We start from the raw sequence: 9,425 nt of genomic DNA, 5'->3' as shown, positions 1-9,425 counted from the left end.
CGCAACCCCCATAACGACATGTACCCCCTCAAAAGCCGCCAGACCTCTCCGAGATGGAGCACAGGTAATTACGTAGTGGCTACCGATGTCCCGCCGGGTTGGCCGGGCCAGGCTGGGGGCGTGCCCAGCTGTGTCACGGAAAGCGTGTCCTCCCAGCACCAACCCGCCGGGACGGCCAGCGCCATGGCGAGCGTTCCAGCGCTCGCGTCATCGCCTCAGCCATCAACCCATCCAGGGACGGACCAACGGCCGCCGGAGGACGGACCTTCACTGGAGGAGCGCCTCCGGAGAGGTGATGAGGGAGCTCTCGCCGAGGTCTACCAGCAGTTCGCTCCGGCGATGTTCTCGGCGGCCTTCCGGCTTCTCGGTAACAGGGAAGACGCCGCAGAAGCCGTACAGCAGGCGTTCTTCCAGGCATGGCGTGGAGCGCAGCGGCTCGAGGGCCGGAGCGGTGGACTGCAACCCTGGCTCCACGCCATCACCCGTCGAGCGGCCATCGACCTGTACCGCCGCGAACGCCGGGGGAGGTGGAACACGTCACTGTCCGAGCCCGCGACAGAGAGCCTTCTCGCGATTCCCGGTCCGTCTCTCGAGGACAGCTGGCGGGCGTGGCAGGTGCGGTCGGCACTCGTCCAGTTGCCGGCGCGGGAACGACAGGTACTGAAGCTCGCCTACTTCCATCAGATGACGCAGACGGAGATCGCCGGACACCTCGGGGTCCCGATCGGAACCGTGAAGAGCCGGACCGCACGTGCGCAACAGCGACTGGCGGCTCTATTGGCGCACCTTCGAGACGAAGCGCCTGCCGAGGCTTCGTAGTCCTCCGCGGCGCCGTTGCCTGTCTCGGCAGGTGCGCGGGCCGCCCAATGATCAGTCCGTTCGGGCCTGGCTCCGTTTCGGCCCGGGCACGACGGGAGCGCCCGGGAGCCTGCACTCGGGCGGAGGCCCATCTACGGCGCCCACGGGCGCTGAACAGAAAGGCGGTCTCTGGTGCGGCTGCTACTACTCGGTGCCAGCGGTCCGACCGGTCGGATTCTCCTGGGTAAGGCGTTGGAGGGCGGGCACCATGTGACGGTGCTGGTGCGCAGAACGGGCGCAGTGCGCCAATGGAACAGCCGGGTGACCGAGGTGACCGGAGACGCCACCGACGAGACAGCACTACGCGACGTGATTCCCGGCAACGATGCCGTTCTGAGTACGCTCGGTCCAGGTAAGAGCTTCCGGTCGGAGATCGTCAGTGAGGCCGCCGCGGCCCTCGTTCCGGCGATGAGTCAGTCCGGGGTGTCCCGGCTGATCTTCCTGTCGGCCTTCGGAGCGGGTGATACGCCGTCGTACGCGTCGCTGCCCCAGCGACTGCTCTACGGCACCCTGCTGCGCAAGGTCCTGGCCGACAAGACCGTCGCGGACCGGCGGCTCCTGCAGAGCGGTCTGGATGTCACGCTGGTCTATCCGGTGCTGCTGTCGAACGGGCCTGCGGAGGGCTACAGCGTCGGCACCGACCTGCGCTTCCGCGGCCTGCCCAGGATCAGTCGTGCCGACGCCGCCAACTTCATGCTGGCGCAGCTCACTGATCGGACCTGGTCAGGGCGACGGGTCATCCTGGCCCCGCCCGTTGATGTGAGCGCTGCGCTCGGAGCCTGAACCTGAGGCGCCACGTCCCCAGTATCGGTGGACGTGGCGGCTTACGGGGTCCGGGCTGCGTTCCACACGGTCTCCGAACCGACAAGCGTCAGCCGCCGTGAAACCTGTGAACGCCATTCGCGCTGCCAACGCCGTCCGCACTGCGTCGACGCTGGGCCACGGCTTGAGCCGGACCGAGAAGGAATATCGATGACTACGCACAGAGCCGTCGCCACGGGAAGGTCTTCCCCGCGGGCACTGGCCGCCAGTCTGCTCACAGCCGCGGCCGGGGTGAACATCATGCTCATCGAAATCATGTTCGTTCAGTATGGCGCGGGCAAGAACTTGATCCTGACCATGAGCAAGTTCTTCGCCCTGCACGCCGGCCTGTTCACAATCTTCCAGCTGCTGCTGGTCGCACGGCTTCCCTGGCTCGACCGACGGCTGGGGATGGACCGCCTCACATCCTGGCACCGCTGGCTGGGATTCCTTCTGGTGTGGACGGTCGCGCTGCATGCCACCCTCGCCGTCCTCGGCTACGCCGAACTCGCGGGAAGTACACCGTCGCAGACGTTCATCAGCCTCGCTGGTGTGCCCGCCTCGCTGCTGGGAATCTGCGCCGGAACCCTGTTCGCGGTGGTGGCGGTCCTCTCCGTGCGACCGCTGCGGAGACGCCTGCGGTACGAGGTCTGGCACCTGGTCCATCTCACGCTCTATGCGGCCCTGTTGCTCGGGATCGCGCACCAGCTACTGGAAACCACCACTCTACGTGCGACGACGTGGTATTTCGCCTACTGGTACAGCATGCTGATCATCGTGGTCCTCGCCCTGCTCGTCGGTCGCGTGATCATGCCGATCTGGCGCAACGCATACCACCGGTTCCGCGTCGCGGCCGTCGTCCCAGAGGGGCCGGGCGTCGTGTCCATCTACATCCGGGGGCACCGCCTGGACCGCCTGCCCGCCCAGGCCGGTCAGTTCATGGTCTGGCGCTTCCCTGACCACAACCCCTGGTGGCAAGGCAACCCGTTCTCGCTGTCCGCCGCGCCCAACGGCCGCTCGCTACGACTCACGGTGAAGGCTGTCGGCGATGTCAGCAGGCGTCTCCAGCATGTGCCGCTGGGCACGAGGGTCTTCGCAGAAGGGCCCTATGGTGCGTTCACCGGCAGGCAGAAGACGGCCAGCGGTACGGTCCTGATCGCTGGTGGTGTCGGCGTCACCCCCATCCGAGCCCTCCTCGAGGAGCTCACCGGGCCGGTGACCGTGCTGTACCGAGCGCGGTCGACGTCCGACGCGGTGCTTCTGCCCGAACTGCGTTCGCTGGCTCAGGACCGGGGCGCCGTCCTGCATCTGCTCACCGGTCGAAGCGGCACAGACGCGCCGAACCATCCGCCCTTCTCCCCCGATGGCCTGCTCGTGCTCGTGCCGGACATCATCGAGCGTGACGTCTTCGTCTGTGGACCGCCGGCCATGACCGAGGCGGTCGTCCGCAGCCTGCACGACCTGGGTCTTCCCCGTCGGCAGGTACACGCCGAGCGGTTCGGCTTCGCTTGATCCGGCGTTCCGCCAAGCGACTGGTTGTGGGAGCCGGACTGGCACCTACGTGAGAGCGTAAGCAGCCATGAGGTGATTTCCGGCCGGCCTCGCGGGAACCGATCTCGCGTAGGCGTTCGTAGTGTCATGGGGGTCGGCCGGCGGACGGTCCCAGCCCCGTCAGCGCCAGGAGGAGCGTCCAGCACCGCACCGGCGCTTCGAGAGACACGAACCGTTGGGAGCAGAATGAACCCGGAATATCAGCCCACTAAAGACTATTTCCGCCATCCGTCTTTCCCGCGCGCTTCGCAGTACAACCCGGACTGGCTGAGCAGTTGCGTCAGCGGCGGGGCCAACTCTTTGTGGATGGCGGAGTGGCTCAGCCAAGAGATTGACCTCAGGCCAGGCATGCGAATTCTCGACCTGGGCTGCGGCAGGGGCGCCTCATCGATCTTTTTTGCTCGGGAGTTCGGCGTACAGGTTTGGGCCACTGATCTTTGGTTCGGCGCGGATGACCGCCAGTCGCGCGTGCGCGACGCCGGACTCGACGGACAGGTCTTCTCGATCCATGCCGATGCGCGCTCGTTGCCCTTCCCGAGAGACTTCTTCGACGCGGTGGTGAGCATCGACTCGTATGTGTATTACGGCACTGATGATCTCTACCTCAGTTACCTCATGCGCTTGGTGAAGCCTGGAGGGGTGATCGGCGTCGCCGGCGCCGGCCTTGTGCAGGAGATCGGTGTTGACGTGCCGGAGCACCTTCGGCTGTGGTGGGAGCCCAGCTTGGCCTGCCTCCATCCGCCGCTGTGGTGGCGGCAACACTGGCAGCGCAGCGGCCTGGTCGACGTCCAGTCGGTCGGGAACATGGCCGACGGGTGGCTGCGGTGGCTCGACTGGCAGTACGCTATCGCGCCCGACAATATCACCGAGATCGAGGCATTGAAGGCCGACGCAGGACGATACCTCGGCTATGTGAGAGCGACTGCGGTCAGGAACAACGTGCTGATCGACGACCCCATCGAACACATCCCAACGGAGTACGCGCGAGTCCCGCTGCTGCGGGCTGAGAACGCCGGCTAGGAACCCACCTCGCGACAGTGGGTGCTAGCAGCGCCGAAGCGGGAGTTCCCGATACTCCGACGTCACGTGGCTAGCACCCGTAGCCGAACATCCCCACGACCTGCTGCGGGGCCGCGCGGCGCCGATCCGGTGTTCCCCTACCGCCCGACGGCGCCTCGGACGTCGCTGGCCCCGTAGCGGCGTGGCACGGCAGACACGCCGCCGGAGTTCACCTCGTGTGGGAGGGCGGGCAGATCCGCGGCCATCTCCGCAGTCGACGTGCAGCTGAGCCCCGCCCGGTGCCCGCTCCACCGTGAGGCGGCGGGCCGGTCGATCGCCCAGAAAGGCCGCCGAGGCGGCCGGAGTGGTCAGCCTCTGCCACTGCGGCCGCTGCGTCCCCGCTGACGGCGAGTCACCACCGATCCGGGTCGGACGCGAGCACGGCAGCTGATGAGACCGTCGGCACTTTTCAAACCGGGGCGAGGCGGCCAGCCGTACTGCCTTGGGCAGCTCAGCGGGGTCGAACACGGGTGCAGCGATGGCGGAGCGGCACACGCCGCGACCGCCACGCGCATCCGTCGGGCGATAGTCCGCTCCGGCCCGGCTGTGGTGCCAATTCGATCATCTCGCAGCCGATAAAGGGGAGTCCTCGTGTCGCGGTTCTCGACACTCCTACCTCCGGGCCGGGAAGCGCGAACTCTGGCTGTTGCCTCGTTCGTGTACGGCGCGGGCTTCGGTAGCTTCGCTGCCTGTAACGCGATCTTCCTCATCCGGTCCGTGGGCCTCACCGTGGGTGAAGTGGGCATCGGTACGGCCTCCGCCGGGCTCCTCACCGTGGTGGCCGCACTGATGGCGGGCCGCCTCGCGGACCGGGTGGGCGCCCGCAAGCTGCTCGTGGTCCTGTCCGTCGCTCAGGCGGTACTTTTCGCGAGCTACAGCATCGTGTACGACTTCGCCTCCTTCCTCATCGCGGTCTGCGCACTCAACGTGGCCGACCAGGGCGCGCGGGTGGCACGCAACACTGTCATCGCCGGCCTGACCACCGGCCGGGGTCGGGTCGAGCTCAAGGCGCACCTGCGGTCGGTGTCCAAACTCGGGACTTCCCTGGGCACGCTCGCGGCCGGGGTCCCGCTGTATCTGGACACGCGCGGCGGGTATCTGACCATGATCTTCTGCAACACGGCGGCGGCCGCGTTCACCGCGGTGCTTGTGAAGCGGCTGCCCCGGCAGACGGTGCCGCCGCCGGTTGCCGTGGCCCCGCCGTCGCGCAGCTGGGTGGCGCTGCGGGACGCGCCGTACATGTCGGTCGCGGTGTTGTGTGGCCTACTGGCGACGTACCGCAGTTTGTTGACGATCGCACTGCCGCTGTGGGTGGCCGCCTACACCGATGTGCCGCCCAGCTACGTCGCAGCCCTGATCGCCTGCAACACGGTGCTGGGTATAGCACTGCAGGTGCATGTCAGCAGGCGCGCCGACACCGCGGATGCGGCGCGACGGGCCGCTCGGCTCGGTGCGTGGCTCATCCTGCCAGCATCGGGGTTGTTCGCCACTTCCGCAGCCGCGCCCCGTGTGTTCGCGCTCCTGCTCCTTGCTGTGGGCGTGGTCGGACTGACCGTGGGTGAGCTGCTGACGTCGGTGGCCGCGTGGTCGTTCAGCTTCGAGCTCGCCGACAGCCGCTACCCGGGGCAGTACCAGGGAGCGTTCGCCCTGGGCATGTCCGTGGAGGCGGTCGCCGGGCCGTTGCTTGCCACCGGGCTTGTCATCGGCCTCGGCGGGCCGGGTTGGATCCTGGCCGGGCTGCTGTCCGCCGGGCTCGGATCCGCGCTGGCCGCCGCAACACGACGCGCTCTGCTCACCCGTCCCGGTGGAGTCGAAGTGATGTACGGCGGGCCCACCATCAGGAGTCCCCACGCCGACCTCACGATGGTGCTTCCCACCGACGGGCCCACCATCCGCATGGCCTACGCCGACCTCACCATGGTGCTTCCCCTCGATGAGGCAACCATCCGCATGAGCTACGCCGACGATCCCACCCTGCGGCTGGCCTACCCGGAAGCAGCCACCGATCTGTTGACCGACGGCCAGGGGTTGTACCTCTCAAGGAGCCGCGTGCGATGAAGCCCTGGCGCATGAAGGTGTGGGCGGTGGGACGCCGAGTTTCCCCAAGACGGCAAAGCCGCGGCGTGCGTGGGCCGGCCATACTCTGAACCTCGGCAAGGGCTGCCAACTGCCAGATCGCCGTCAGCGTCCGCGCCGTGACCGACGCCGCGTCGGCGGTGCTGAGCGGGCGGTTGCTCGGGCCGGAGTCCTGGGACGACAGCTGCGTCCTCGACCGGGCGGTAAACCGACCAACGTCCACGCCCGCAGGCCGCGCCAGCAGCCGGGCACCCGCGATCTTCTGCCGTCGCGTGCCGGTCGCTTCGCAGATCGCCGCGGCGGTGCGCTTCGACTCCCCGATCACCTACCGGCACCACGTCAGCCGCGCCACGCGCACGTCCCCGCGGCGTGCCGCCGAGCGTTCCACTCTGACGGGACGTCGGTGTCCGAGGAGGCCCAGCCCGTCGAGCAGGGTGCGGTGACGTTGGCGTAGCGGGCGTCGGGGGCCAGTACGCGCGAACGCGCCCTGGCCCCCGTGAAGAGCTTCTAGATCCCGCGGGATCACCGGTGTGCCGCCCACCCCTTCGCCCGTTTCGAGACGCCCCTCAGTGGGGGTAGTGGTAGCGGTCGTAGTAAGCGGCGTTGCCGATGTTCACCAGACTGTGATAGGTCGCTGAGCCGCTGCCGTCATCCTGCCACGCGTTGCTCCTCCAGAAGGAACTCGCCGTGGGAGTCATGTCCGAAGAGCGAAACCGGCGCGCCGATCCGTCACGCCACCAGACGCTCGGTGACACGAACAGCGAGCCGTCCATCGGCATGTAGCCGTCGGTGTTGTTCTGCCAGCTCACCTCGTCGACGTCGTCGTCGCTCCAGGCGTCGACCATGTCAAGGCAGTCCCAGATCTCGAATTCGTTGAAGCTGCGATCGAGCGGCCGTACCGCCAGCAGCGGTCTGCGAAAGTGAACGTTGCGCTTGCCGTGGTCCCAAGCGATCGTGCCGTACTTGTCGTACTCGCCATAGGTGACCCCGAGGGCGGTGGCGCCGCTCATGGACATCCAGCTCTGCCTGACCTTTCCCGGCGTGTACCAGTGCCACTCTTCCATGCGGGTGCTGAAACCCGGCAGTGAGTGGTCAGGGTAGATCCGCCACCAGTCCAAGCGCTGGTTCGGCTGGCTGGAGTAGTGCCGCTGCAGGAGCCACTTCCGTTCGGTGTCCACCGGCAGGTCCCACGGGTAGCCGCTGTTGCTGTAGCCGCTCACCACCCGCCAGGGAGCGGTGGAGCTCTTGGTCCAATCACCCGCATTTCCGTACCATCCCCCCGGGGGGTACACCTCGAACCAGTAGCCCGTGGGCCCTGAAGCCGTCATCGAGACGGTGCGATAGATCTGGATTTTCTCGAGGTCTTTGAAGTAGCCGTTGGGGTTGGCTCCGGGGCTGATGATCAATCTGCAGAAGTCCACGCCCTGCTGTTCATAGGTGCCGAACGCGAGGGCCGGTTCCCAGGCCGAGGTCCCGTAGGGGCGGGTGTTGGCGGCGAATCCGCCGTCGACGCTCCAGTGCGCGCCCGACCCGATCTTCTTGGAGAAGCTCAGCTCCACCGGGTAGCCCGCCGCGTCGATGAGCCAGCTCGCCGGAGCCGAAGCGCTGGCAGGAGCGGCGTCGAGCGAGGCGAAGCTGGCTCCGGCAGCCAGGCCCGCCAGGGCGCCCGAGCCGGCTTTCAACAGCCGTCGGCGTGTGATCATGTTGCCGTCTTCCACGGTCGGATCCCCTTACTCCCAGGTCGGACGATGGCCGCATTCATTGAAGCGGCGCGGAAAGGCGCCTCTGCGGTTCTGCTCGTCAAGGCAGCGATCGAGCCGCGGTCAGCCGTACGGCACGTTCGTGCGGTCATACAGCGCGGAGTCGCCGAGGTCGAAGCGGAAGCCGTATTCGTTGATCGTGAAGGCGTTTGTTCGCCATCCGAAGTAGTCACCGGTCGGCGAGATGCTGACCGTCTTGAACCGCAGCCCGTTGCCCGCTCGCCAGTACACGGTCGATGCCCATTCGCCGTCGTCGTACCAGGCATCCTCATACTGGCTGCCGTAGTAGTACTCGAATTGCCCGAAGCGGGTGTCGAGCGGTCGCACGAAGGTGAGTGGCTTGTAGTAGGCGTAGTTCTTCCACCAGCCGACCTGGGCGTGCAACTGGCCGCCAACGGTATTGACCGAGGTCCAGCCGATCGCGCCGGAATCTCCGAGGCTCATCCAGGACTGTCGGAGTTCCCCGATGTCGACCCAGTGCATGTCGCGCAGTCCGGACCCCCCGGGATGGGTGATCGGCCAGGTGGCGATACCCGTGTGCTGGCCGCTGACGAGCTCGATGCCACCGGTCGCACGCGGCTTGGTGTCCACGGGAAGGTCCCATGGAGCTCCGGTGGGGCTGAAACCGCTGACCACCTTCCAGGGATAGGTGCCATCGGTGCGCCGCCAGTACGGTGCCGCATACGTGGGCGCGAACACCTCGAACCAGTAGCCGCTGGGGCCCTGAGGCCCGACCTGGAGGGTGCGGTAGATCTGCAACTTCTCCATGGTCCGATCGGGGCGTAGCACGATTCTGCAGAAGTTGACGCCTTTGGGGCGGCCGTACTCGGTGTCGGCGTACGCGAGTGCGGGCTCCCACTCCGGGACGCCGACCCGGCGGGTGTTGGCGATGAAGCCCCCCGACAGCCGACCAGGATCGGGGGTGGCGAGCCTCTTGAACACCACGAGTTCGATCGCCCAGCCGGCCGCGTCGATCGTCCAGGTCGACGCGTTGGCGTAGGCGGCCGTCACGTCGACCACGCCGGCCAGCGTTCCCGCCCCGAGACCCGCGGCGACACCCAGGCCCGCCGTCAGCAACCGACGCCGGGACATCCCTACGGCTGCCCGTGGCATCAAGGGCCGTCCCGCAGGCTGGGTGAGGATACGCGGCTCCATGCCGGCCAGCTTGGCGTTAGCCACGGTGGAGTCCTCCCTTCGAAGTCGGTCGAGGTCGTCTGGGCTCGGTGAAGCGGTGCAGTGGCCTGCTTCGATAGCCGTCGACCCGTTGGCCGGGCGTGGCGACGTTGCTCGGGCCTGGTGGTGTGCCGGTTGCCGGTTGCC

7 protein-coding genes and 1 pseudogene are annotated in these 9,425 nt (G+C 67.4%); 6 read left to right on the top strand and 2 right to left on the bottom strand.

The annotated features are described in order from the left end of the window. Positions 1–18 precede the first annotated feature (18 nt). The 6 genes and pseudogenes from ACFY3U_RS27760 to ACFY3U_RS27735 form a co-directional block, all read left to right on the top strand. Entirely contained in the window at positions 19–819 is an 801-nt protein-coding gene (locus ACFY3U_RS27760) for an RNA polymerase sigma factor (RefSeq protein ID WP_387206936.1), read from the top strand. Between the two features lie 171 nt (positions 820–990). Continuing rightward, positions 991–1,641 (top strand): NAD(P)-dependent oxidoreductase, encoded by a 651-nt coding sequence (locus tag ACFY3U_RS27755; protein WP_387206934.1) that lies wholly within the window; start codon positions 991–993, stop codon positions 1,639–1,641. Positions 1,642–1,830: 189 nt separating this feature from the next. After that, a complete protein-coding gene (locus ACFY3U_RS27750; RefSeq protein WP_387206933.1) occupies positions 1,831–3,171 on the top strand; it encodes a ferric reductase-like transmembrane domain-containing protein in 1,341 nt (446 codons plus the stop codon). A 225-nt stretch (positions 3,172–3,396) separates the two neighbouring features. Next, the gene (locus ACFY3U_RS27745) at positions 3,397–4,230 is read left to right on the top strand and encodes an SAM-dependent methyltransferase (RefSeq protein WP_387206932.1); all 834 of its coding nucleotides are present in this window, start codon (positions 3,397–3,399) and stop codon (positions 4,228–4,230) included. A 630-nt stretch (positions 4,231–4,860) separates the two neighbouring features. After that, entirely contained in the window at positions 4,861–6,327 is a 1,467-nt protein-coding gene (locus ACFY3U_RS27740) for an MFS transporter (protein ID WP_387206931.1), read from the top strand. Between the two features lie 30 nt (positions 6,328–6,357). Continuing rightward, positions 6,358–6,604, top strand: a pseudogene (locus tag ACFY3U_RS27735) (transposase); the annotation flags it as partial. 307 nt (positions 6,605–6,911) lie between these two features. Here ACFY3U_RS27735 and ACFY3U_RS27730 read toward each other — a convergent pair. Together ACFY3U_RS27730 and ACFY3U_RS27725 are read right to left on the bottom strand one after the other, a co-directional pair. Next, positions 6,912–8,063: a hypothetical protein gene (locus ACFY3U_RS27730; RefSeq protein WP_387206929.1), complete on the bottom strand. Its 1,152-nt coding sequence runs from the start codon at positions 8,061–8,063 to the stop codon at positions 6,912–6,914. Positions 8,064–8,168: 105 nt separating this feature from the next. After that, positions 8,169–9,284, bottom strand: coding sequence for a hypothetical protein (locus ACFY3U_RS27725; RefSeq protein ID WP_387206927.1), 1,116 nt, complete (start codon positions 9,282–9,284; stop codon positions 8,169–8,171). Between the last annotated feature and the right edge of the window lie 141 nt (positions 9,285–9,425).

Source organism: Micromonospora sp. NPDC000089, from assembly GCF_042899365.1.
GTDB lineage: Bacteria > Actinomycetota > Actinomycetes > Mycobacteriales > Micromonosporaceae > Micromonospora.
Note: the sequence above shows the minus strand (reverse complement) of the source record. Positions and strands in the feature narration are given on the sequence as shown.